The organism is Clostridium manihotivorum (assembly GCF_004015185.1).
GTDB classification, from domain to species: domain Bacteria; phylum Bacillota; class Clostridia; order Clostridiales; family Clostridiaceae; genus Clostridium_AR; species Clostridium_AR manihotivorum.
This window is the reverse complement of sequence record NZ_CP025746.1, coordinates 5,315,906-5,339,912: the sequence shown is the minus strand read 5'-3', so window position 1 is coordinate 5,339,912 and position 24,007 is coordinate 5,315,906. Positions and strand designations below refer to the sequence as shown.

The 24,007-nt window shown below is 31.8% G+C and carries 21 protein-coding genes; 15 read left to right on the top strand and 6 right to left on the bottom strand.

All coding sequences use genetic code 11. The features are described from left to right. Nucleotides 1–4 precede the first annotated feature (4 nt). Nucleotides 5–1,357 carry an MATE family efflux transporter gene (locus C1I91_RS23870; RefSeq protein WP_128215152.1) on the top strand — a complete coding sequence of 451 codons (1,353 nt, stop codon included), beginning with the start codon at nt 5–7 and terminating at the stop codon, nt 1,355–1,357. A 226-nt stretch (nt 1,358–1,583) separates the two neighbouring features. Here the strand turns inward: C1I91_RS23870 and C1I91_RS23865 are convergent, their stop codons facing one another. Further along, entirely contained in the window at nt 1,584–2,750 is a 1,167-nt protein-coding gene (locus C1I91_RS23865; protein ID WP_128215151.1) for a serine hydrolase domain-containing protein, read from the bottom strand. A 360-nt stretch (nt 2,751–3,110) separates the two neighbouring features. On the opposite strand from C1I91_RS23865, the gene C1I91_RS23860 reads away from it, so the two are divergent. From C1I91_RS23860 to C1I91_RS23850, 3 genes are all read left to right on the top strand, one after another. Then, nucleotides 3,111–3,872: a DUF554 domain-containing protein gene (locus C1I91_RS23860; protein ID WP_128215150.1), complete on the top strand. Its 762-nt coding sequence runs from the start codon at nt 3,111–3,113 to the stop codon at nt 3,870–3,872. A 633-nt stretch (nt 3,873–4,505) separates the two neighbouring features. Beyond that, nucleotides 4,506–5,348, top strand: coding sequence for a BglG family transcription antiterminator LicT (gene licT / locus C1I91_RS23855; protein ID WP_128215149.1), 843 nt, complete (start codon nt 4,506–4,508; stop codon nt 5,346–5,348). Beyond that, the gene (locus C1I91_RS23850) at nt 5,345–7,237 is read left to right on the top strand and encodes a beta-glucoside-specific PTS transporter subunit IIABC (RefSeq protein ID WP_128215148.1); all 1,893 of its coding nucleotides are present in this window, start codon (nt 5,345–5,347) and stop codon (nt 7,235–7,237) included. The genes licT and C1I91_RS23850 overlap by 4 nt, the downstream gene beginning before the upstream one ends. A gap of 118 nt (nt 7,238–7,355) precedes the next feature. Here the strand turns inward: C1I91_RS23850 and C1I91_RS23845 are convergent, their stop codons facing one another. Beyond that, nucleotides 7,356–8,177: an alpha/beta fold hydrolase gene (locus C1I91_RS23845; protein ID WP_128216086.1), complete on the bottom strand. Its 822-nt coding sequence runs from the start codon at nt 8,175–8,177 to the stop codon at nt 7,356–7,358. 337 nt (nt 8,178–8,514) lie between these two features. Between C1I91_RS23845 and C1I91_RS23840 the strand changes: the two genes are divergently transcribed. The 3 genes from C1I91_RS23840 (at nt 8,515) to C1I91_RS23830 (ending at nt 12,610) form a co-directional block, all read left to right on the top strand. After that, nucleotides 8,515–9,084 carry an RNA polymerase sigma factor gene (locus C1I91_RS23840; protein WP_128215147.1) on the top strand — a complete coding sequence of 190 codons (570 nt, stop codon included), beginning with the start codon at nt 8,515–8,517 and terminating at the stop codon, nt 9,082–9,084. Next, nucleotides 9,084–10,559, top strand: coding sequence for a DUF4179 domain-containing protein (locus tag C1I91_RS23835; RefSeq protein WP_128215146.1), 1,476 nt, complete (start codon nt 9,084–9,086; stop codon nt 10,557–10,559). The genes C1I91_RS23840 and C1I91_RS23835 overlap by 1 nt, the downstream gene beginning before the upstream one ends. A gap of 413 nt (nt 10,560–10,972) precedes the next feature. After that, a complete protein-coding gene (locus tag C1I91_RS23830) occupies nt 10,973–12,610 on the top strand; it encodes a cellulase family glycosylhydrolase (RefSeq protein WP_128215145.1) in 1,638 nt (545 codons plus the stop codon). Between the two features lie 246 nt (nt 12,611–12,856). Here the strand turns inward: C1I91_RS23830 and C1I91_RS23825 are convergent, their stop codons facing one another. Continuing rightward, a complete protein-coding gene (locus C1I91_RS23825; protein WP_128215144.1) occupies nt 12,857–13,576 on the bottom strand; it encodes a YjgB family protein in 720 nt (239 codons plus the stop codon). Nucleotides 13,577–14,135: 559 nt separating this feature from the next. On the opposite strand from C1I91_RS23825, the gene C1I91_RS23820 reads away from it, so the two are divergent. Together C1I91_RS23820 and C1I91_RS23815 are read left to right on the top strand one after the other, a co-directional pair. Then, nucleotides 14,136–14,519: a BlaI/MecI/CopY family transcriptional regulator gene (locus C1I91_RS23820; protein WP_128215143.1), complete on the top strand. Its 384-nt coding sequence runs from the start codon at nt 14,136–14,138 to the stop codon at nt 14,517–14,519. Then, nucleotides 14,520–16,502, top strand: coding sequence for a M56 family metallopeptidase (locus C1I91_RS23815; protein ID WP_128215142.1), 1,983 nt, complete (start codon nt 14,520–14,522; stop codon nt 16,500–16,502). It begins immediately after the preceding gene. Nucleotides 16,503–16,627: 125 nt separating this feature from the next. Here C1I91_RS23815 and C1I91_RS23810 read toward each other — a convergent pair whose 3' ends face one another. After that, nucleotides 16,628–17,107, bottom strand: coding sequence for an S-ribosylhomocysteine lyase (locus tag C1I91_RS23810; protein WP_128215141.1), 480 nt, complete (start codon nt 17,105–17,107; stop codon nt 16,628–16,630). 330 nt (nt 17,108–17,437) lie between these two features. Here C1I91_RS23810 and pdxS point away from each other — a divergent pair, with 330 nt between their 5' ends. The 3 genes from pdxS (at nt 17,438) to C1I91_RS23795 (ending at nt 19,801) form a co-directional block, all read left to right on the top strand. Next, nucleotides 17,438–18,307, top strand: coding sequence for a pyridoxal 5'-phosphate synthase lyase subunit PdxS (gene pdxS, locus C1I91_RS23805; protein WP_128215140.1), 870 nt, complete (start codon nt 17,438–17,440; stop codon nt 18,305–18,307). A 2-nt stretch (nt 18,308–18,309) separates the two neighbouring features. Continuing rightward, nucleotides 18,310–18,891 (top strand): pyridoxal 5'-phosphate synthase glutaminase subunit PdxT, encoded by a 582-nt coding sequence (gene pdxT, locus C1I91_RS23800; RefSeq protein ID WP_128215139.1) that lies wholly within the window; start codon nt 18,310–18,312, stop codon nt 18,889–18,891. Between the two features lie 226 nt (nt 18,892–19,117). Beyond that, complete coding sequence (locus C1I91_RS23795; protein ID WP_128215138.1) at nt 19,118–19,801, top strand: pseudouridine synthase; 684 nt, start codon at nt 19,118–19,120, stop codon at nt 19,799–19,801. A 168-nt stretch (nt 19,802–19,969) separates the two neighbouring features. Here the strand turns inward: C1I91_RS23795 and C1I91_RS23790 are convergent, their stop codons facing one another. Both C1I91_RS23790 and C1I91_RS23785 read right to left on the bottom strand, forming a co-directional pair. Next, entirely contained in the window at nt 19,970–20,935 is a 966-nt protein-coding gene (locus tag C1I91_RS23790; protein ID WP_128215137.1) for a methyl-accepting chemotaxis protein, read from the bottom strand. Nucleotides 20,936–21,339: 404 nt separating this feature from the next. Then, entirely contained in the window at nt 21,340–21,681 is a 342-nt protein-coding gene (locus C1I91_RS23785) for a cupin domain-containing protein (protein ID WP_128215136.1), read from the bottom strand. A 354-nt stretch (nt 21,682–22,035) separates the two neighbouring features. Here C1I91_RS23785 and C1I91_RS23780 point away from each other — a divergent pair, with 354 nt between their 5' ends. The 3 genes from C1I91_RS23780 (at nt 22,036) to C1I91_RS23770 (ending at nt 23,913) form a co-directional block, all read left to right on the top strand. Further along, nucleotides 22,036–23,001 carry an NAD(P)H-dependent glycerol-3-phosphate dehydrogenase gene (locus C1I91_RS23780; RefSeq protein WP_128215135.1) on the top strand — a complete coding sequence of 322 codons (966 nt, stop codon included), beginning with the start codon at nt 22,036–22,038 and terminating at the stop codon, nt 22,999–23,001. Between the two features lie 149 nt (nt 23,002–23,150). Next, nucleotides 23,151–23,786: an accessory gene regulator B family protein gene (locus C1I91_RS23775; protein ID WP_128215134.1), complete on the top strand. Its 636-nt coding sequence runs from the start codon at nt 23,151–23,153 to the stop codon at nt 23,784–23,786. Continuing rightward, nucleotides 23,758–23,913, top strand: coding sequence for a cyclic lactone autoinducer peptide (locus tag C1I91_RS23770; RefSeq protein WP_128215133.1), 156 nt, complete (start codon nt 23,758–23,760; stop codon nt 23,911–23,913). Before C1I91_RS23775 ends, C1I91_RS23770 begins: the two co-directional genes overlap by 29 nt. The last annotated feature ends 94 nt before the right edge of the window (nt 23,914–24,007 follow it).

The following is a 24,007-nucleotide window of genomic DNA, read 5'->3' as shown; positions in this document are numbered from 1 at the left end:
CAAAATGAAACTTATTCGTAAAGATGTTATCAGTATGACCCTGCCAATACTTGCTGAGCAATTATTTGTTATGTCTATGGGGATGATCAATACAATGATGGCGGGGCATATAGGAAAAGAAGCTGTTTCAGCAATCGGTATGGTAGACTCAGTTAACAACATATTTATAGCCTTCTTTTCAGCTTTGGCTATTGGAGGAATGGTTGTAGTAGCTCAGTTTATTGGACAAGGAAATATAAAGAAGGCAAATGCAGCTACAAAGCAAGCTTTATATTCTGGAATATTCATAGCTTTTGTAATTACTATTTTTATGTTTCTATTTAAGGAACCTTTGATCAAAGTTCTTTTTGGTTCTGTAGATCATCTGGTTATGAGTTCAACGGATAAATATCTATCAATTACTCTTTTAACGTATCCATTTATAACCATAGATTTAATATGCAATGGAATTCTTAGAGGAGCTGGTGATACTAAAACGCCAATGAAAATTACTATATTTATGAATGTAATGAATGTAGTCTTTACTTTTACACTAATAAACGTTGTGAAGCTTGGAGTAACAGGAGCAGCCTTAGGGATAGCTATGGCTAGGGTTATTGGTGGAATTATTGTGTTAAGTGTGCTACTTAGAGGCTCTAAGATAATAAAATTGACTCAATTGAAGAAATTTAAGTTAGATAAAAGTCTGCTTAAGCCTATATTTTCAATTGGGCTTCCTGCCAGTGTAGAGTCACTTGTATTTAATGGTGGAAAGCTTATAACTCAAATATATATTGTTAATATGGGAACTGCCGCTATAGCGGCCAATTCTATAACTAGCTCAATTGCTGGTATGATCAATATACCTGGAAATGCTCTGTGTGTTACGGCTACTGCTTTAGTTGGTCAGTATATGGGCCGAAATGACAGTGATGGGGCACAAAAAACCTTAGGATATATAATAAAGATTTCAACTACAGCCTTGATAATAATGGCTATAGTATCCTTACCTTTTGCAAGAATTTTACCTTCTTTATATACAAGTGACCAAGAGATAATCAATATCTCCGCTCATGTTATAAGACTAAATTCGTTATTTATTCCGGTATGGTCTATTGCCTTTGTATTGCCAGCAGGCTTAAAAGGTGCTGGTGATGCCAAGTATACTATGATTACTACCTTCATAGGAATGTGGGCCTTTAGAGTAACCTTAGGCTATTTCATAGGGGTATCCCTAAACATGGGCCTAGCTGGAGTATGGATGGGAATGTTCATCGACTGGGTAGTAAGAGGAATACTCTATTTCATAAGATTCTTAAAAGGCAAATGGAAGGGACATGTTGTTATAGGAAAAGATGTAGAACTTACATCTGCATAAAGAATAAAAATTAGAATATATTATCAGTCAGAATTTCCTAATACGCATTTGGGAGGTTCTGGCATATTAATAAAAAATTCACTGAAAAAAATAGCTTCAGTGAATTTTTTATTGTTTAGTAAATTATATTTCATGTAAAGCTGTAAATAAGCATGAGTAGATTGTTCGAAAGTGTATAAAGAAGCAGTGATGAAAATTATGGAAACTGGTAGATTTTTTTAATATACTAAAGTGAACCATATATAACATTTCTCAGTCTTGGTTGATGGTAAGCCTCGAAGTTAGGAAACATCTGCTGCATGTAGACTGCAGACAATTTTTCTTTAGGATCTATCATAACCCATGTACCTGCCATACCACACCAGCCAAATTCTCCAAGAGAACTGTTTGAGCCACCTTTCGCTCTATCTATCATAACTCTAACCCCTAGGCCATAGCCATAACCAGCTTGATAAGACCAGTCAAAGTCTAATAACTGTGCTTCTGTAAGATGATTAGTACTCATAAGTTCTATAGTTTTTTTACTTAATATTCTAGTGCCATTAAGTTCACCACCACAAGCAAGCATCTGCGCAAAAATGCTATAATCCTTAAGGGTAGACAATAAACCAGCACCGCCGCTTTCAAATGTTGCATCAGGTCTATAGTCTCTATCCATATTACTATTTTTTGTTAAGGTACCATCTTCTGATCTATCATAGATATTACTTAGTCTATGAAGCTTTTCATCAGGAATACTAAAGAAGGTATCCTTCATCCCTAATGGATCAAAAATCTCATCCTTCAGAAATTGACCAAATTTTTTATTAGACACAACTTCTATTAATGCACCTAACACATCATGACTATAACCATACTGCCAGTGAGAACCAGGATCAAAAGCTAAAGGAACTTTTGCAATTTCTTTTGAGAAGGTTCTTACATCAAATTTTTTGCCTTCATCATATTTAGCGTTAAGTTTGTCCATTGTTTTCGATAGACAGCGAGCAGTTTCTATATTATCTCCTGTATAGGTTAGGCCAGAAGACATAGTGAAAAGATCCTTTATGGTTATTGGTCTAGAGGCTGGGGAGGTTGAGAGTGCTCCATATGGTGTATATCTATGTACCTGTGGATTTTTGAATTCAGGTAAGTACTCTTCTAAAGGATCATTTAATAAGAATAATCCTCTTTCATATAATATAAGTGCTGCAGTACAAGTTATAACCTTTGTCATGGAGTAAATTCTGAAAATAGTATCTTCTGTAATAGGTCTTTTATTTTCTAAATCTGCAAAGCCTTCAAAGTTTCTATAAAGCTCTTCTCCGTTACGGGATACTGAACAAGAGCAGCCAGCAGGTCCTTTTTCTACAAAACTTTTTAATAGTGGAGTAAGCCTTTCAAACTGGTTCATAGTTATGCCTCCTTTTATATACATGTACAACTTCGTAGTAAATTTACATTTTCAAATTCTCCTCTCAGAAACCAGAGGAACTTTGAAAACAGGTTTCGAATCGAAGTGGTACAGCTTTAAATAAACTACATTAAAATTATACTATTAACGTTTACATATCTCAATGAAATAGCTAACCTAATTCATTGTTTTGTAAGTTTCTATCATAGAAAAGAGCTGGATTTGTGATTAATTCAAATTAGGCTATTAGCTGCTTTCTAGATGTAATATTTGTGAATAAAAGGTCAGAGTGATATAATTCAAACTTGTAGGCTTGAACAAGTTCTAAATATAATATTAAATGAAGAAAGGAAGATAGAAATGCCTATTGGAGTAATAGTTAATTGTTTATCTGTACTAATTGGAGGGCTTCTAGGAGCTATTTTAGGTCATAAGATACCAGAAAGATTAAAAGTAGGGCTTCCTTTAACTTTTGGAGTAGCATCCATGGCAATGGGAGTTAACTATATAGTAAAAATGAACACTTTGCCAGCAGTTATTTTGTCACTAGTGATAGGAAGTGCTATAGGTGAACTTATTAAGTTAGAAGCGGGGATAGAATGGTGTGCTGGAAAAGTAAAGGGCCCTATAGAAAGCCTATTTAAAGGAAATAAAAAAGACGAAGCTTATAAAGAAATTGCTGTAACCTTAGAGACTAGTGAGAAGAATGAAAGAGAATTTATGGAGAAGTTTGTAGCTATAGTTATACTATTCTGTGCTAGTGGAACAGGAATATTTGGTTCATTAAAGGAAGGTATGACTGGTGATCACACCGTTCTTTTTGCAAAATCAATTCTTGACTTTTTTACTGCTGGAATATTTGCAACAGCCTTAGGATACTTAGTAATGACGGTGTGCATTCCACAATTTATAATAATGATAGCGCTATATCTTAGTGCAACCTTTATAATGCCTTTAACAACACCCCCTATGGTTAATGATTTTACTGCTTGCGGAGGAATACTAATGCTTGCAACAGGGTTTAGAATTAGTGGTATAAAAACATTCCCAGTGGCTAATATGCTTCCTGCCTTAGTTTTAGTAATGCCTGTATCACATCTATGGACAAGTTTCATGAGTTAGTATATAGGAACTCTTTATAAGTTTACGGTGTAAACATTTATTTAATTGTAAAGAGATAAGTTCACAGCGGCAACATAAACTTTGGGACTTTTTGTATTAATCAAAAATGTATAATGATTAAATAATTGAATAAACAATTGTAAGAAATGCTATAAATGATATATAATATTTGTAATATAATTAAATATATAATAAAATTATATTAATTCTTTTTGTAAGCACGGTTAAGTATGGGATAACCAGTTAATATAAATATACTAGGTTAGTTGTATTGACAAGGTTTACAAAATGTAATATAATTCCTTTGTAAATGTGTAGGATTGTAACTGTTAAGCAGGCAAAACCTAGATTAGTATAAGAACTCAGAGGAATTTGAGGGCTTATATTAGTTTAGGTTTTTTTATTTTACATGAAATTATACGTTTAATATATTATGTTTAATTTCAACATAGCCTTTAAATAAAACTGAGGATAAGTAGAAGTAATATGATTAAATACTAATTCAAGTGAAAGAATAGAAAAGAAGGTTATGTAGCCTGTTATGACTTTTTCGCTACATTTAAAAGATTTGTATATATAAAGACAACTTAAGAAAAAGTATCTATTTCATGCAATAAATAAGGGGGGGTTAGGATGAAAGTTAAAAAGATCTTTAATAATAATATTATGCTAGCAGAGGATGAGAATTTATTGGAGATGGTGCTTTTAGGAAGAGGAGTTGCTTTTCAAAAAAAACCAGGAGATGATGTCAGCCTCGATAAAGTTGAGAAAACCTTTGTTTTAAATTCACCTGAACTAGCTAATAAGTTTGTTGAATTGATTAATGAAGTACCTCTAAACCATCTTGAATTGACAGACAAAATAATTGCTGAAGCTCAATCAGAATTAAATGTAAAATTTAATGATAGTATATACATAGCATTAGCAGATCATATAAACTATGCCATAAGCAGATACAAACAAGGAATAAATATGAGAAATGCTCTGCTTTGGGAAATAAAGAAGTTCTATAAGAAGGAATTTAGTGTAGCTCTTAAATCACTTAAGCTTATACAATACTACGAGGGGATAAGTTTGCCAGAAGATGAGGCTGGATTTATAGCTTTACACTTTGTAAATGCTCAGCAAGGTGGAGAAGATATAAAGCAGACTATACTTGTTACTGAAATGGTGGAAGATGTATTAAAGATTGTTAAGTTTCATTATAATCTAAATATAGATGAAGGAAGCCTAAGTTATAGTAGATTCGTAACACATATAAGGTATTTTGCTAAAAGACTTATGGCAAAAGAGCTTTCAGCTAGTGATGAAGATTTCCTATATGAACAAATTAAGGAAAAGTATCCACAGGCCTATGAATGTGCCTTGAAGGTGAAAAATTATATACAGAAAAAGTTTGAGGTCACTATAAACAATGATGAGATGCTATATTTTATGCTTCATATAAATAGAGTGACTCAAAGGGAAGAAAAATGAATTATAACGAGTTTGCAAAGGATATATTAGAAAGGGTAGGCGGTATATCGAATGTAAAGAGTGTTACTAATTGCGCTACCCGGTTAAGGTTTAAGTTAAGAGATGCTAAAAAGGTTGATATAGAAGGACTAAATAGCAATAAGGATATTATGGGAACTGCAAATAAAGCTGGACAGTTTCAAATAATAATAGGCACTGATGTGGCACATATTTGCAATGAGGTCAGAAAAATAGGCAATCTTGCTGAAGAGGATATCAGTGAGCACAATGGTATAAAAGACATTGGTGCAATTATTTTAGATACAATATCAGGAGTATTTACCCCTATACTACCTGCAATAACTGGAGCTGGTATGATCAAGGCTCTAATTGCTCTTTTAACAGCTTTTAATTTATTACCAAAAAACAGTGATACCTACTATGTTTTGAGTTTTATAGGAGATGCAGGATTTTATTTTTTACCTATATTTTTAGCTTATACTTCTGCAGTTAAGTTTAAAGCAAATCCATTTTTAGCTATGAGTTTAGGGGCAATATTATTACATCCAAACTTTACAGCGGTAGTCGAATCTGGTAAAGCTGTGAGCTTTTTGGGATTACCTATTACGCTGGCTATCTACTCATCATCGGTAATACCTATTATTTTAATAGTGTGGGCTATGTCATATATTGAAAGATTAGCAGATAAAATCTCACCAAAGCCTATTAAGTTCTTTTCAAAACCACTAATAACTTTACTGTTAGCAGCTCCGTTAGCATTAATTTTTATCGGTCCTCTAGGAACTATAATAGGTGATGGGTTGGCTAATATTATAAACTACGCCAATACAAAAGCTGGCTGGTTAGTTCTAACGTTACTATCAGGAATAATGCCTCTTCTTGTTATGACAGGAATGCATTATAGTGTAACACCAATTGCAATGACAGCAATGTCTAAATATGGCTTTGAGAGCTTGATTGTTCCTGCGATGCTTGCATCAAATGTGGCTCAAGGAGGAGCTTCTCTTGCAGTAGCTTTTAAGACCAAGAATAAATATACTAGACAATTAGCCAGTTCAGCAGGTATAACAGCGGTCTTAGGAATTACTGAACCGGCTATGTATGGAGTGAATTTGAGATATAAAAGACCTTTTATATCGGTGCTAGTAGGTGGAGCCTGTGGAGGGTTTTATTCTTCAATAGTAGGGCTAAAAGCTTATACCTTGGCTTCACCTGGCCTTGCAGCAATACCAATATTTTTAGGATCAGGTTTTAATTTTATCAATGCTATCTTAGTTTGCGTGATATCTTTTGTTGTATCTTTTATATTAACTTTAATATTGGGATTCGAAGATGTTGTAGAGCAGACAGAAGCAAAGAAAAGTATACCTGAGGAAGTCAAGGAGCCTATAGTAGAAATTGATAATCAGCATGCTGTAGATAACAACATTTTAGTAAAGAAGATTGTTATAAAGAGCCCTTTAGATGGAGCTGTTGTAGACTTATCTACAGTGAGTGATGATACTTTTGCTGGGGAAATTATGGGAAAAGGAATTGCAATTAAGCCAGAGGATGGGGTTGTTTATTCCCCTGTAAATGGAAGAGTATCAATGCTTTTTCCTACAAAGCATGCTATTGGTATAACCTCTGAAGAAGGAGTTGAAATACTGATACATATAGGAATTGACACAGTACAGTTAGAAGGAAGGTACTTTGAAAGCTATATTAACACAGGTGATTTGGTTGAGGTTGGACATAAACTTATAGAATTTAATCGTGAGGCAATAGAAAAAGAGGGGTATGAGGTGGTCACTCCGATTATTATTACTAACTCGAGTAAATACTTAGATATAGTAAGAACAAAAAACGCTTCTGTGAAAAATGGTGATGATTTGATGACTATACTATAGTTTTTATCAATACTAAATCTCTTGAAAAATATATTACTACAAAAATTATGTTTTACTTTAAAAATTAGGCTATGTTTTAGATCTTATATCTAAACATAGCCTAAAATTATAGTATTTCTTATATATCACTGCATTCTATAAACTTCACCAGTTCACTATTAAATTTATCTTTCTCTTCCCAAAATAATCCGTGCCCACTATTCTCGAAAGGTACAAGTTTAGAGTTTTTAATTCCTTGTTTTAATGCTATCGCTAAAGGGAAAAGGCATACTTTATCATGTATTCCATGAAGAATTAAAGTAGGTACTTCAATTTTTTTTACATCAGCCAAAAGGTTATCGTCTCTAAATGCTTCAGCAACCTTTGCAGTAGCCCATCCAGATGCTTCTAATCCAAGATGAAAGAACCATTCTGAAAATGCATCACTTATGTTCTGGAAAAAGAACATGTCTGAGAATCTCTTTAACATTTTAGGCCTATCAGCATATGTTTCATCTACAAGTGAAGTTATATCTTCTTTGCTTACTCCTGCCGGAAAATCTGGCCTTCTAGTTACACTTGGAGCTGCTGCTCCAAAAAGCGCTAGCTTTGACACACCGTAGCCTTTATGACGGGACATGTATTTAATAGATATGGCACCTCCAACGGAATGACCTGCTAAAATAAAATTCTTAAGCTTGAACGTATTGACAACGCATCTAACATCATCAGCCAATGTATTATAATTGTAGCCGTCATAAGGTTTATCTGACTTTCCAAAGCCTCTTATATCCATAGCGATACATCTATATCCTAACCTTGGAAGCTCATCTAATTGATATTCAAATAAATTATGGTTTGCTGGCCAACCATGTATAAATAATATAGTTTTATCTCCAGAAGGATTGATATCTTCTACATATATTTTTACATTATCCTCTGTTTTAACGTAATATCCCAATATAAATCTCTCCAAATAAATTACTTCCTTATAGACTATTCAATATGTCTTAGATATGTACCATTTTAGAGTGGGTCACTGATTAGTTAAAAAAAATTAAAAAAACTTTTAAGTTTTTGAAACCTAAACGAGGGTTAATACGTCTTATATATGTGTATTAAAATAGAAGTATATTAAAGTTTTGGATATTCATGCATGTATATACAGTGAAGTTTTAAAATTAGGCCTTTTTAAAGCACTGGGATGTAATTAAAAGTTAATTTAAAAGATGCTTTAATAGGCTTGCGAAAAGTATTAATATAATTTGCTCATAGAAAAAATAAAGAGGAGAAATGCTATGTATTTTGATGAAGTAGGCGATGGTATATTTAACTTAGATGAGAAGATAGCAGTCTTTGAAAATAATATAACCTTAGCTAAAGACGGAAATAAAGAAGCGTTTATAAGTATTATTGAAGAATATAAAGCTGATCTATATAGAATGGGAAGAACGATTTTAGATAATGATGAGGATATTGGAGATGCAATGCAGGAAACTGTTCTTAAGGCATATAAAAGTCTAAAAAGTCTTAAAAATCTTCATAGCTTCAAAACTTGGCTAATCAAAATTATGGTCAACGAATGCAATAATATATTGAGAAGCAAAAAGAGGTTGGTTTTCTTTAATAAAGAAACTGATAAGGAAGAAGCTTATATTGATAACTATAACTTGGAAAAGCAGCCTGTTCTTGAGGCTATAAAAAGTTTAGAACTTAAATATAGAGAGCCGATACTTCTTTACTATTATGAAGATTTAAGTGTAAAAGAGATATCAAAGTGTTTAGGTATATCAGAGGGTACAGTAAAGTCTAGACTGGCAAGGGCTAGGTTTAAGCTATTTCATTTACTAAGGGAGGTAAGAGGTTAATGGAAGAAAAGCTATTTAGTAAATTTATAGAGAGAGAAATAAGTGTTGAAGAGGAATTAAAGATTCCTGATACAATAAATTTTAAGTTGAACAATGCTTATGATGCAATAAGAAATGACACTGAGATCGTGAAAAAGAAAAGTCATAATAGAAAAAATATAGCAATTGCAGCTTCAGTGGCCTTTTTGGTCCTTACAACAGTTGTAGCTACGCCGGCTCTAGCGGACAATATTCCTCAATTAAGAGAGATTTCAGAGCATCTTAAAAATATATATTCTTATAATGATAACTATGTATCTAATGCTGATCTGAAGAATATAAGCAAAACCTATGATGGTATAGAAATTGCTATTCAAGGCGTCATATATGATCAATCAAGCTTGAAGTTTATATATACTGTAACTAGTGATAAGAAGCTTCAATGGGGTGTTCAACTAAGAAAAAACAGCCTAAAGATAAATGGAAAAGAGATATTAAACAAGGCTTACTCCAGTAGAATAAAAACAGAAGACACTAAGATATCAAAAGATGGAGATAAGTTAGAAAAATACGCAGTTATAACCACCTTTGATATATCAGACTTAAAGTTAAAGGATAAGATTGATATAGATTGGAATATAAATGAAATACACACTGAAAATTTCAAATTCGCCCAAGGTGCCTGGGACTTTAAAGTAGAAACCTCAAAAGAGCTGTCTGATAAAAGCTCTAAGGTTTTAAACGTAAATTATAGTAGAGATATAGAGGGCCATAAGTTTTCAATAGACAAGATAATTATTACACCAACAGAAACTAAGATAGTATCTGAATATGATTCTAAATTTAATGAAGAATATGCAAAAACAGGTGAAGAGTATTTGAATAATGTCAACAGTAAGGATTTGCAAGATAAGTTAAATAAATTGAAGTTGATACAATCTCAGATAGGCGTTGATTTGATGAATATTACAGATGAACAGGGAAATAAGATAATTCCTTATGAGTCAAAGATAGAAGATGGAATGATGACTTCAACCTTTTCACCTTTTAAACAAATGCCTAAAAAAATAATTATTACCCCTAGACCTGTTAATGATAATACAACAAAGCCTTATATACCAAGCAAGGATGAATATATATCACTTAACAGCTTAAAAGCTCCTATTACCTATAATCAGGGAGATAATATGACTGTTACAATTAATTCAGTTGAGAGAAATGCAGAGAAAATAAAAATAAATGCTAGTTTCAATGGAGATTTTATATCAGCAAGAGCAGCAGATGCCTTTAAGGTTCTACCTAATGGTAGTACGTATCCAGAAGGAAAAATAATTGAGGATAATAAAGATAAAGTCTCTAGGTATATAGAACAGGCTAACAATAAAAATAATACCTTCAATTATCAATATAGTGTTAACGCTAATCAGGATTATAATATAATAATTTCAAAGTTTGATTTTATGAAGGATAAGCAGATGGTATTTGAGGTGAAATAATGTATGTAAAAGAACTATGGAAAAGACTTTCTATAGTTCTTTTTACTGTTTATAAAGTTATAGAATTTTTTATAACTAAACCCAATGGCATCACTATTATTAAGTAATTCTAAAGAAAATATTTTTAAATCTTATGACTTTAGAAATTAAATAAAAAAACGACCCTATTTCATAAGTTTGGGTACTTGTTTATAGAAATTACAAATAGTAAAATTTATACAAATGAAACTTAAAACAAAGAAGAATGTTACTGCTGATAATCCTGTATTATTATATTTTTCGCAAGCTTGCCTATAAATAGAGGTTATAATAATTAAAGATATAACAGAAACTATAAATTATTTCAAATCTGGACATTTGGGATTTATACGTAATACCCTTAATAATATTTTTATAAATAGGAGGAGTATAGTATGTTAAGAAGGAGTAAAGTCTTATCAGCTTCAATTGCTAGTGGTATGGTTTTTGGAGATTTAACTGTTCCTTCGGTAAGCGTTAAAGCTGCTACCATAGGAAATAGTGGATTCTTAAAAACAAATGGAACGCTAATAAGGGACAATAATGGAACTGGCTCTGTAGTTAACCTGAGAGGTACAAACTTGGGAGGATGGTTATTACAGGAAGGATGGATGTCTCCTCTCGGAGTTAAAGACGAATGGACATTAAGAGAAGCTTTAACAAATAGATTTGGAGAAGCTACTAAAGAAAACTTAATTAATACTTACCAAAGTTCATGGCTTAATACTGGTGATTTAGATAATATAAGAGATATGGGAATGAATTTTGTACGTGTACCTATATTGTATCTTGACTTGATGGATAAGTACGGTAATTGGAAATCAGATCCTTGGAGTAAGCTAGATTGGTTGGTAAATGAATGTTCATCAAGAGGTATATATGTACTTTTAGATCTTCACGGTACTTTTGGAGGACAGAATACCTTTGACAACTGTGGAGAAGTAAATTCAGATCCTCAATTATGGAAAAATAGCCAATACCAAGATAGGACAGTAACCTTATGGCAAGGTATAGCAAATCATTATAAAGGTAACCCTACAATAGCAGGATATGATTTACTAAATGAACCTGATAAAGTTGGAAGAGATCAGCTAAATGGATACTATAATAGGCTTTATCAGTCAGTTAGAGCTATAGATCCAGATCACATAATTTATATGGAAGGACCTTGGGACTGGAATCAGTTGTATGCTCCTTCTGTTTATGGATGGACAAATGTAGTTTATGAAATGCATTATTATGCTATGAGTGGAAATGAACCTAATGATTGGAATGCACAAAATGGTTTGATTGATAGTGCAATACAGGAATTAAAAGATCATCAAAATTCTTGGAACATACCTGTTTATGTAGGTGAATTTTGCGTATATGACTTCGATGACTTATGGGAGAAATTTTTAGGACAACTTAATTCAATAAATGCATCTTGGACAAACTGGACATATAAGATTACTAATGGAAGTAATCATTGGGGATACTTTAAGAGCAACTTTAATTCTGTTCCGGATATATACAATGATAGTGCTGATACGATTTCAGATAAGTGGCAAAAGTTTAATACAGATAACTTTACACCTAATACCTCCTTCCAAAATATAGTTAAGAAGTATACAACAGCTTCTACACCAGTTAATACTGGATATTCATACTTAACAGCAAGGGCTAATGGAAATATAATAAGTGCAGATAACTACGGCAATGATCCACTAGTAGCTAATAGAAGTAGCGCTGGAGACTGGGAACTGTTTAAGGTAATAGATAATGGAGATGGAACTATCTCGTTTTTATCTAAGGTAAATGAAAAATATGTAGCTGCTGACCTTAATAACGGAAATAAACTTATAGCTAGAAGTACTTCAATTCAGCAATGGGAAAAGTTTAAGAAAGTACCACAAGCAGATGGTACCGTAGCTCTTCAAGCAATGGCTAACAACTTATATGTTACAGCAGATTTAAATAACAATGGCGTACTATATGCAACAAAATCCTCAGTATACGGTGCCTGGGAAGCATTTAATATAGTACAGCAATGAGCTGATATTTTATATAACTATTACTAGGATTATTAAGATTCATATATAATAAAAATAAGAATATAATCTACTAAAGTTCTCGAATATTTGTTTAAGAAAAGCACAATACAAAAAAAGCTTCGCTAAAGAAAAACTCACTTTAACGAAGCTTTTTACTGTTTAGGAATTTACATTTTCTGAAGTTCAAAATAGCAATACCAAGGCATTAGAACAGATGTTTAGGTTAAACAGTAAAAAGAAATCTTATTAACCTGCCATATTGTTCTTAGCATCAGCTGGGCTGTATACAGATATATGATCAAGTGAAGGGTTTTTATTTGTATCTGTTGGCTTTGGGAAAATCAGCATAAGCTGATACGTTTTGTTTACATCATAAATTACTATATTTTCAGTGTTAGTCTTATTTATAACTGCAGGTTTACCTAAAGTTTTTTCTACATCATTATATTTTATTATCTTTAGGTTATCTTTAAAGGATCTAACATCAAAGATCTGCTCACCTTTATTTACTCCGAAGTGTACTTTTTTACTAGAATAAACTGCATAACGGCCTTGGCCAGCATAGTCTTGTTTGTCAGGATTTCCCCACTTTTTAGTAACCTCGTTTAATATATTGGTCTTGCAAATAAATTCACATTCAGGAACTTTTCCTTCCTTTGAAAGTGCATAGATATTATTTAAAAGTACTACGCTTTGGCTTGAGACGTTATTTTGTCCCTGAGGCTTATTGGTATTACTTGCATTTGAATTAGAACTATTGTTATTTTGAGATGATGTATTTGAAGTAGAGGAGTTTGAAGTATTTTCATCAGTACTACTATTATTACTATTATTTGCTGCATTATTTGTATTGTTAGTACTTGTATTGTTTTTACTGGTTGAGGAACTTCCGCAGCCAACTAAAAGAGTGAGACATAAGAATGATACTAGAAAAATACAGAGTTTGCTCTTTGATCTTTTAATCATAGATATTCTCCTTATCGTAGGGTGTATTTATAGATTACTACTATATATTTAGCATAAATTAGTATTTTTATGCTTTAAACTATAGCAATAGTAAGTGAAACAACCAGTGCTCATTAATTATACTATCATATTATTATTCTAGCTATTTATGGACATACTACTTGAAAATGAAATTTATCAAAATAAAGCTTCGCAAATTCCTCGAAAGCCTTATTTTGAGTCTAAGGATTGAACTGATATATCTAGGTTTCCAACTTCAACTATTAATTTATGTATGTTTGATGATCCCCAGAAGCCAGGACTATCAAACATGTATAAATTAAGTTTTCATAAAGATTACCTATATAGAGTATGACTCTATAATATATATATTCAATATATCAGTTATTGTTAAAGAGATGAACCGTTAATATTGAAATATACTTTCAAATATTCTAGCGGAATTAATGAGTAGTCTTATTAAACTAATAGTAATAAAATTACAAAAAAGTACTTGACAGGGATAGACTACAAGTGTAGTATTGAATTACAGACTACAAGTGTAAGAAGGTGTTTTAATATGAATGGTTTTCCTAATATATCTAATGCCGAATGGCAGGTAATGAAAGTTTTATGGAGCAAAGCCCCAATTAGTTCTTCCGAAATAATTGATGGGTTGAAAGAAGAAAATAGCTGGAGTCCAAAGACCATTCACACTCTGATAAGCAGGCTTGTAAAGAAGGAGGCTGTTGGAGTGAATAAAGAGGGGAGCTTTAATTTGTACTATCCATTAGTTACAGAAGAGGAATGTAAAAGTGCAGAAACTAAGACTTTTCTTCACAAGGTCTATGATGGTTCACTTAAACTATTACTGAAAAACTTTATAGAAGATAAGCATCTATCTACTGAAGAGATAGATGAATTGAGGAAAATACTTGATGAAGAGAGTAGGGGTAAAAAGTAAATGAACTTAGAAGTTTTGTTTAAAATTATTCTTTCTCTATCTTTTATGGGGAGTATAGTAGCTATAAGTATAATGTTAGTAAAAAGAATATTTAAAACGAAATTAAAGGCTAATTGGCATTACTTAATATGGTTCCTTCTTATTGTCAGGCTTCTAATGCCATATGCACCGGAAAGTAAATTCAGTGTTTTTAATATTTTGAAGCTATCAAGCTACAGCATGTCTACAGACAAGATATCATTTAATAATAAAGATATTGATGCATTTCAAACAACAAACAATCATGATACTTCTAAAAACAATCAGAATAATATAAAAAGCGATTCTCAAGAAAATTTAAAGGATAATAATCATATTTCAAAAACTAATGGTAGTACGTTAGATTATAAAACATTAAGTATAATATGGGCTATAGGCGCAGCTATATTATTTTTAAATATAGTAGTTGTAAATAGAACTTTTGCAATGAAATTAAATCTAAAACCAAAATGTAAGGACGAAAGTACATTAAAGCTTCTAGTTCAGTGCAAGATATCTATGAGCATAGCTAGGGATATACCAATAGTTGATGTGGATAATAATAGTGTGCCATCTATATATGGGTGGATAAAGCCTAGGCTACTTATTTCCTTTGAGACGTTGAGCAATTTATCAGAACAAGAAAAACGGTATATCTTTATGCATGAACTTGGACATCTAAAAAGAAAAGATGTACTTGTTAACTGGCTACTAATTATACTGCAGTGTTTACATTGGTTTAATCCATTAATTTGGTATTCTTTCTTTAAAATGAGAGAGGACTGTGAGATAGCTTGTGATTCCTATGTGTTGTCAAAATTGAATGATTTTGAATATAAATCTTATGGGGAAACCATAATCAACTTAGCAAGTACTATTACCAGAGATAGATTTGGAATAGTTACAACTAGCATGGTAAGAAATAAGTCTAGTATTAAGACAAGAATAAAGATGATTGCTGCTCATGGTAAACATTCTTTTAAGTGGGCGTTGGCTGCAGGAGCATTAATTCTAGTTATTGTATTAGTTGGTATGACCAATGGTAAAGGCAAGGTTTTTAATAAAAATAGTGGACCTCAAGTAAATATTATAGCAACATTAGGTGGATTAACAGATGAAGAGTATGGTGAGGTTGGAACAAAAGAACTGAAAAGTGCTTCAAAAGATGATTTCAGAAAACTATATCTAAAGGTAGAGATTGCCAATGCCAAAAATGTTTCATCTAAACTGCTGGAGGTACCAGAATCAGAGGATATAGTTAAGCCATTAAATAATAGCAACAATAGGTTTTGGTTTGGGCCATCTTCTTATCAGAACAATGATAGTGAAGATTTCGCCACAGCAGAAAGAACTCCTATTATATACTACAAAGGATTAAGTGATGATGAGGTCAAAGAGTTACTTAAGACTATAAAAATAGAGGTTGGATGGACAAACGAAGATGGTAGTGAGTACAGAAAAGAATATTTACTTGGGGATGTATTGAACTTTGATAAATCTAAAGCAGATACATCAGAAACAGCTTCAGAAGAGCAGGCAACGAATTTGGCAAGTAATTTTTTTGAACAATTTTATAATATTGAGTCAAGTGATGCCATAGCGACTCTTCAGCCAACTAATTATGAAAATGCATATATACCCTTTAAGAAATATATGACTAATGAAGCCATATCAGACTTAGTGTCAAATAGGTTCTATTTAAGAAATATTAAATTTAGCGCAGATAATCAAGCTAGGGGAAAGATTAAGAATATAGAATTTGAAAAGAGTTTTAAAGATAGCAAGGAAAATAAGCTAGAAACTAACTTTACTGTTACTATACAGGAAACGTACACCAAAGACAATACAGTAAAAACTGATGAAGAAAAAGGGCGTATAGGACTTATATTTGAAAATAATCAGTGGAAAATAAATACTTTTTCAATAGATACGATGTCTAAACTTTTGAATCAGTCAGTAAAGTGATGAATATGGTAAAAAGGCCTCTGTTCAAGACAAATAATAGTTTTGAACAAGAGGCTTTTCATTTTTGAAGTTACTTTTATATAGTTTTACAGATTTTAATAGCTTATCAATGAAACTAAGCTAGCTTACTCTGGATAAACTAGGTTTTTATCAGTTATTACTAGTAATACTTCTTTTAAGAACTTATTTGCTAAGTACTTAGCCATTGGAAGATTCATATCTAAATAGTTTCCACAATCTCTAGCTGATGCACCAGGAATATCTCCTTCAAATTCAGCTACAAATTGATACATTTCTTTTAATAGTTCAACTATATCCTTTGACTCATAATCACCTTGAAGTATTAAATAAAAACCAGTTCTGCACCCCATAGGTCCAAAGTAAACAGTCTTTGAGGCATAAGTGTTATGATTTCTTAAGAAAGTTGCACCTAAATGCTCAAAGGCATGGATCTCAGCAGTATTCATAACAGGTTCAAGGTTTGGTCTAGTCATTCTTATATCAAAGGTTGTCAGAACTACATCTTGAAACTTATCTTTTCTTGAAACATATACACCAGGAAGTAAATCCAAGTGATTCACTGTAAAGCTCGCGATTTTCTCCATTTATAATCACTCCTACTAATTTGCAATTAATTTAATTATAATACATTTTTAATCTTTAGAAAATTATATTCTACTAAGAACTGTGGATTATCATATTGTTTATATCTTAGTATTCCGATAAGATTAATTTAATACTATCATCTTAAAACCTACTAGTCAATAGATTCATATGGTGATTTATTGAATAAAAAGTAATTAATTGAATGTATCGGTACACTTGTAAAATAAATACATTTAATTATAATTTTATTTAAGTTATCATACATTGGCTCACAGAAAGTCGCTAAGTAATATCAAGATAACTTTTATAAAATAGTTAGGGGTGTAGATATGGGAAGATATGAACTAAATAAGAATCTTGCTCAGATGCTTAAGGGCGGAGTAATAATGGATGTAGTTAATGCCGAACAAGCTATAATTGCAGAAAGAGCTGGAGCTTGTGCTGTTATGGCACTTGAAAAAGTTCCAGCAGATATAAGAAAAGAGGGCGGAGTTGCTAGAATGTCTGATCCTAAGATGATAAAAGAAATACAAGCAGCTGTTTCAATACCTGTTATGGCTAAGGTGAGAATAGGTCATTTTGTGGAAGCTGAAGTTCTAGAGGCTATAGGAATTGACTTTATAGACGAAAGTGAAGTCTTGACGCCAGCAGATGATAAGTATCATATAGATAAGTCTAGCTTTAAGGTTCCTTTTGTTTGTGGAGCTAGAAATTTAGGTGAGGCTTTAAGAAGAATTGGCGAAGGTGCAGCCATGATAAGAACTAAAGGAGAAGCAGGTACCGGAGATGTTGTTCAAGCTGTAACTCATATGAGATGCATAATGGAAGATATAAGAAGAGTGAAAAATTCACCTAAGGATGAACTAATGACTTTAGCAAAGGAATTTGCAGCTCCTTTTGACCTAATACAATACGTATGGGAAAATGGAAAGCTCCCAGTGGTAAACTTTGCTGCAGGTGGAGTTGCAACTCCTGCTGATGCTGCTCTGATGATGAAACTTGGTGCAGAAGGTGTATTTGTTGGATCAGGTATATTTAAATCTGGAGATCCTGAAAAGAGAGCAAAAGCTATAGTAATGGCTACAACTTACTACAATGATCCTAAAATAATAGCTGAGGTTTCAGAAGATTTGGGAGAGCCTATGGTAGGTATTAATTGTGAAGAATTGGTAAGTAAATTTGAAGAAAGAGGCTGGTAGTTGTGAGAATAGGAGTACTAGCCCTACAGGGAGGCGTAGCAGAACATATAAATCACTTAATTAAGTTAAATTGTGAAGCTGTTGAGGTAAGAAAAAAAGAAGAGCTTGAGGGCTTAAATGGTATAATTTTACCTGGTGGAGAGAGTACAACCATAGGAAAGCTTTTAAGAAAAACGGGAATTTTTGATATCTTAAGAAATAAGATACTGGAAGGATTACCAGTTTGGGGAACCTGTGCAGGTATGATATTACTTGCTAAGGACATAGAGAATGATAATGTAAAACACTTAGCAACTATGGACATAACTGTAAGAAGAAATGCTTACGGAAGCCAAATAGATAGCTTTCTAGCAGAGGAGAGCATAGAAGCAGTAGCTAATGAAAAAATTCCTTTAGTATTTATAAGAGCTCCTTTCATCACTTCGGTAGATGATAAGGTGGAGATTTTAGCTAAGATTGAAGAAAAAGTGGTTGCAGCGAGACAGGGAAATATGCTTGTTACGTCTTTCCATCCAGAGCTTACAGATAATCTTGAATTTCATAGATACTTTATAGGTATCTGTGGTAAATATGCCAAATTGTAAATGTTGAATTTAAGTGGTACATTTTTGAGTGGTTCATCTGTTTTAGATGAGCCACTTTAACTATAAGTACTGGAGTTTTAGCATTCTTAAGTGGGTTTAGTAGCATTTAAAAGTTCTTTTAATAGCTTATTAGTATTGCTCTAATATTGTATAATAGATTTAAAAAACAAGCTATGTGGATATTACCTATATAACTTTGAACTTTAAGGAGAGAAACTTTTAACATATGAGGATAAATAAACTTTTAAGTAACTTAGGTATTTGCTCAAGGAGAGAAGCTAATAGAATTATTGAAGAGGGAAGAATAACTGTAAACGGAGCACTCTGTATTCCAGGCCAGTGGGTAGAGTTAGAGGATGAAATACTTATTGATGGAGAACCTATTAAAGAAGAGAAAAAAGTATATATACTACTTAATAAACCAGCAGGGGTTACGTGTACTGCAGCAAAAGATGTGGAAGATAATATAATAGATTTCATTGATTATCAACAATATATTTTTCCTGTTGGAAGGCTAGACAAAGAATCTGAAGGGCTTATACTGCTTACAAATGACGGAGAACTGGCCAATAGTATTCTTGAAGCTGACAACAGTCATGAGAAGGAATATGTAGTGACTGTAGATAGGAGCTTTGATGATAAATTTATTGAGGATATGTCTAAAGGAGTAGATATAGGCGGAGTCATTACTAGGGAGTGTAAGGTAGAACGAATAAACGAGGATACCTTTTCCATAATATTAACTCAAGGACTAAATAGGCAGATTAGAAAAATGAGTAAAGCTTGTGGTTATAGTGTAGTAAAACTTATTAGAATAAGGATATTAAATTTATTTATCGATAATTTGGTCATAGGGGAATGGAGAGATATTACAGAAGGTGAACTAGAAGAACTTAGAAAACTATTGTAATGGCCAATAATGCTTGCTTAGGGAAGAGTATATACAGATGTGCCACTTCATAGTAAAATTTATATTTTCAAAAACACCTCTCAAAACTCAGAGGAACTTAGAAAATAGATTTCAGATTGAAGTGGTGCATCTTTATTAATGTTAAAAATAAGTTATGGATATAGAAGATTATTTATTAGTGGCAGTAAATTTATCACTGTATGAAGAAAGTGTCCTTTCTGTTGCTGCTAATTGCTCGTCCACAACACTTGCATCTTCTATATGATTTATTATAGTAGATACCGTTGTTTTCAAAACATCATCAACAGTCTTTATTTCTTCATTTACTTGTTCTATATTTTTTCTTTGGGTAGATATGGTGTTTATAACTTCTTTTATTTCTTTTTCAACCACAGATATGGAAGATAAACTGTTTTCAATCTTTTCTATAGCTCTGCTTGATGCAGCTACACCCTTGTTTATTACAGTATTAGAGTTATCGGCATTGCTAAGTACAACCTTTGTTTCATTTTCAATACTTTCAATTAGATTAGATATATCGGCAGTACTTTGCTTAGTTATCTCGGCAAGCTTTCTAACTTCATCTGCAACAACTGCAAAGCCTTTTCCTTGTTCTCCAGCTCTAGCTGCTTCTATTGCTGCGTTTAATGCTAGAAGGTTTGTTTGACTGGCGATATTTGTTATAAGTTGAACTACCTCATTAACCTTGCTAAACTTTCTTGCTAGTTCATTTATGCTTTCAGTACTTTTATTATTTTCATTTTCCAAAGACTTTATTATTTCGTCCATTTCTTCGATTGCGTGTTTACCTTCATTAGATTTTTGGACAGTTTCTTTAGTTATTTCTATTAGCTTATTACCTTCAAAGTTAAGATTATCAGTAGAGTCTATTGTTTTTCTAGATAGAGAAGAGATGTTATCCATATGATTCTTAACTGTATCAGTAAGTTCTACTAATACATTATGTTGCTCATTTACAACTTTATGCTGTCCAACGGTTTCACTCAATAATTTGTTGGCAGATTCTATGAATTCAATAGTTTCTTCTCTAAAAACGGAATCATTTCTTTTTACTTCAACATTCTCAGGATTTGATGTAGCTATTTGTGCTTTGCTTTTGTTTTTTCCAAACATATTTAGTACTCCTTAATATTATGATAGTATTTCCATCTAGATCAATATGATTATATATCGTATACAACTTAAATAATCTTTAAATATATTTTCATATGATTTGTCAATTTGGGTATTATATAAAAAAATATATAATCATGTTGTGTAAGTTCATTAAAGTATCCTCTGGTTAACCACTTAATCTCAATTATGCAATTCAATATATGCACATTCATACATTGAAATTTAATTTATTCTTGTTCGAAAATCTAGGCTTCTTTGGATTATATGATCTCAGCTTCTGGAGACCATCAGCCATGTATAATTTGATAGTTGAGTTAGAAATCCTATAGTATAAAATTAAAAATAAAAATCCCTACAATTAATGCAAGGATTTTTAAAAATAATAAACTTTAAATTATATACTATATTTCCTTTGAGTATACTGCTGAGGGATTTGGAGTCAATACTATGAATAATGACATATCTTTATCAGAAGTATTTTTTATGCTAAATACTTCCTTTCCATAGCAATGAATTACATCTCCAGCATTTATGTTATTCAATTGACCATCAACTGTCATTTCTCCATTGCCTGATAGAACATGAACTAAAAGATCACTTTGCTCGTGATTATGAGGTGGTACGCCTTGCCCAGGTTTAAAATTAAGTACGAAGCTTAAAAGCTTATCTTCTTTAAATATTATTTTCTTAGTAATTGAGCTTTCACTAAATGCTATTTTATCGGAAATTTTTTCTATTTTCATTGTAATACTCCCAGATTTAAATTATTTTATATTTTATAGTTTGCATATATTTATTGATTTTATATGGATGTACAGCTTCATTTTTTAATTTATATTTTTACATTGAAGTGATACATCTTAAATCCTCTAGCGAATAATTAAATTATAAATAAAATAAAACTCAAATTCTGTGATTTAAATCAAATTCCTTTTGAAAGTTTTTCTCATAATATTTTTAAAGATATTCTTTGGAAATAAGCAGCAAAAAGGAGTTTTAATTGACTTTTAGAACATAGAAATATATCAATATAAATGTTAAAATTGGTATTGAAGGCGTTTTTTGTAATAATATAAAATAGAAAAGAGTTGATTATTATGAATATTTCAGTATTAGGTTGTGGGAGATGGGGAGCATTTTTAGCATGGTATGTAAGTCATATAGGTCACAAGGTAATGCTGTGGGGAAGAGCTAATTCTGACAACCTTAAAGAATTAAGAATTAATAGATCAAACCAATATTTGAAGTTATCAAGGGATGTTGAATTAACTGACTCTCTGGAGAAAGCAATAACCTTCGGAGATATAATCTTAATTTCTATTAGTGCTCAAAAGCTAAGAGACTTTTCAAAAAGGTTAAAAGAAGTTGGTAATCTAGAAAATAAAAAGTACGTTTTATGTATGAAGGGATTAGAAAGCTCAACAGGAAAGCGGTTGTCTCAAGTATTTAAAGAAGAAATGGGATTTGGAATAAAATCTGCAGTTTGGTTGGGGCCAGGGCATGTACAAGATTTCTTAAAGGGTATACCTAACTGTATGGTAATAGGTTCTGAAGATATTGAATTAACAAAAATCATAGTAAATGCTTTAAATAGCGATTTAATTAGATTTTATTACGGTCAAGATCTTATTGGAAATGAAGTAGGTGCAGCTACAAAAAATGTTATTGGTATAGCAGCGGGGATGCTAGATGGACTGGGGTATAGTAGCTTAAAAGGAGCTTTGATGGCCAGAGGTACTAGGGAAATATCTAAACTGGTAAGAGCTATGGGAGGAAATGATATAACTATCTATGGCTTAAGTCATCTTGGTGACTATGAAGCTACGTTGTTTTCTGAAAATAGTCATAATAGGCAGTTTGGTGAAGATTTTGTAAAAAACATCAAGTTTGAAAAGCTTGCTGAAGGAGTATCCACAATAGAGGCTTTGAGCATACTTTCTTCAAAGTACAATATTGAGCTACCTATATGTAAGGCTTTATATGAAGTTATATTTAATAATAAGGATGCCGCGAAAGAGTTATTAGATCTATTTTTAAGACCAGTAAAGTTCGAGTTTATATAAAGCTGCACTGATTTAATTCTAAATTTGTTTTAGTATGAAGGGATAGATTAATAGATTAAAGTGTATATAGTTATCACATTATACGGTTAAGTCGTAGATGATAGCATTTACTGAATATTTGTTATAATTTATTTAGAGGTGGTTCAAAGATGGAAGAAAACCTTTCCCATAAGATGAATCCTATGGAAAAAGTAGCTGATATTATAACCCTTAAAGTTAATAAGGTAATCCAAAAAGATGGTATTGAACTACAAAAAATCAGGCTAGGTATAGAAATATTTTTAATAAATATTTCAAAGTTCATAATAATATTTTTGATTTCAATAAAACTTAATTTGATATTTGAGACCACAATAATGACAATTATTTTAGGTCTAGTTAGGAGTAAAGCCTTTGGATTGCATGCAAAAAATAGTTTAGTATGTACTATCACTTCGTTAACTCTTTACGTGGCGGGGGGATATGTGAGTAAAATAGCTATTATTGATAAGTATATTATACTTGTGTTATTTTTATTTATTATTGTAGCTTTATATATGTATGCACCAGCAGACACTGAGTATCACCCTTTAATAGGACAAGCACTAAGGAATGATTTAAAGAAGAAAGCAGTTGTAACTGGAATTGTACTAATGGTTATAGCTTTAATAAGTCCTTATAGTGTTATAACAAATTTGATAACTTTAGCTTCATTTTATGAGGTTTTAAGTATATTACCAATAACATATAAAATTTTTAATAGGAGGTATAATAATTATGAACAGTATGAAAAATCAATTAGTTGAAAAGTTAGCTAGCAAAATAGGTGAGGCATCAATTAAGATAAGTGATAAGGCTACTGGAAAATGCATGATCGGATACTTCTATGAGCCAAAGGCTATGCTTGAAATAATAAAAGAACAAAATAAGTAAGCGCATAATGATTCATAAATAATAGGCTTTTCTTATTGGCATAAGTAAGAAAAGCCTATTATTTTTACTTTATACATAATTATAAGAATTTTTC

Bases quoted from the DNA above. Each gene is read 5' to 3' on its own strand.
- C1I91_RS23825 (WP_128215144.1), bottom strand. From the start codon at position 13,576: ATGATTAAAAGATCAAAGAGCAAACTCTGTATTTTTCTAGTATCATTC.
- C1I91_RS23810 (WP_128215141.1), bottom strand. From the start codon at position 17,107: ATGGAGAAAATCGCGAGCTTTACAGTGAATCACTTGGATTTACTTCCT.
- C1I91_RS23780 (WP_128215135.1), top strand. From the start codon at position 22,036: ATGAATATTTCAGTATTAGGTTGTGGGAGATGGGGAGCATTTTTAGCA.
- C1I91_RS23775 (WP_128215134.1), top strand. From the start codon at position 23,151: ATGGAAGAAAACCTTTCCCATAAGATGAATCCTATGGAAAAAGTAGCT.
- C1I91_RS23865 (WP_128215151.1), bottom strand. From the start codon at position 2,750: ATGAACCAGTTTGAAAGGCTTACTCCACTATTAAAAAGTTTTGTAGAA.
- C1I91_RS23870 (WP_128215152.1), top strand. From the start codon at position 5: ATGAAACTTATTCGTAAAGATGTTATCAGTATGACCCTGCCAATACTT.
- C1I91_RS23770 (WP_128215133.1), top strand. From the start codon at position 23,758: ATGAACAGTATGAAAAATCAATTAGTTGAAAAGTTAGCTAGCAAAATA.
- C1I91_RS23795 (WP_128215138.1), top strand. From the start codon at position 19,118: ATGAGGATAAATAAACTTTTAAGTAACTTAGGTATTTGCTCAAGGAGA.
- C1I91_RS23860 (WP_128215150.1), top strand. From the start codon at position 3,111: ATGCCTATTGGAGTAATAGTTAATTGTTTATCTGTACTAATTGGAGGG.
- pdxS (WP_128215140.1), top strand. From the start codon at position 17,438: ATGGGAAGATATGAACTAAATAAGAATCTTGCTCAGATGCTTAAGGGC.
- C1I91_RS23840 (WP_128215147.1), top strand. From the start codon at position 8,515: ATGTATTTTGATGAAGTAGGCGATGGTATATTTAACTTAGATGAGAAG.
- C1I91_RS23785 (WP_128215136.1), bottom strand. From the start codon at position 21,681: ATGAAAATAGAAAAAATTTCCGATAAAATAGCATTTAGTGAAAGCTCA.
- C1I91_RS23790 (WP_128215137.1), bottom strand. From the start codon at position 20,935: ATGTTTGGAAAAAACAAAAGCAAAGCACAAATAGCTACATCAAATCCT.
- C1I91_RS23815 (WP_128215142.1), top strand. From the start codon at position 14,520: ATGAACTTAGAAGTTTTGTTTAAAATTATTCTTTCTCTATCTTTTATG.
- C1I91_RS23820 (WP_128215143.1), top strand. From the start codon at position 14,136: ATGAATGGTTTTCCTAATATATCTAATGCCGAATGGCAGGTAATGAAA.
- C1I91_RS23835 (WP_128215146.1), top strand. From the start codon at position 9,084: ATGGAAGAAAAGCTATTTAGTAAATTTATAGAGAGAGAAATAAGTGTT.
- C1I91_RS23830 (WP_128215145.1), top strand. From the start codon at position 10,973: ATGTTAAGAAGGAGTAAAGTCTTATCAGCTTCAATTGCTAGTGGTATG.
- C1I91_RS23850 (WP_128215148.1), top strand. From the start codon at position 5,345: ATGAATTATAACGAGTTTGCAAAGGATATATTAGAAAGGGTAGGCGGT.
- licT (WP_128215149.1), top strand. From the start codon at position 4,506: ATGAAAGTTAAAAAGATCTTTAATAATAATATTATGCTAGCAGAGGAT.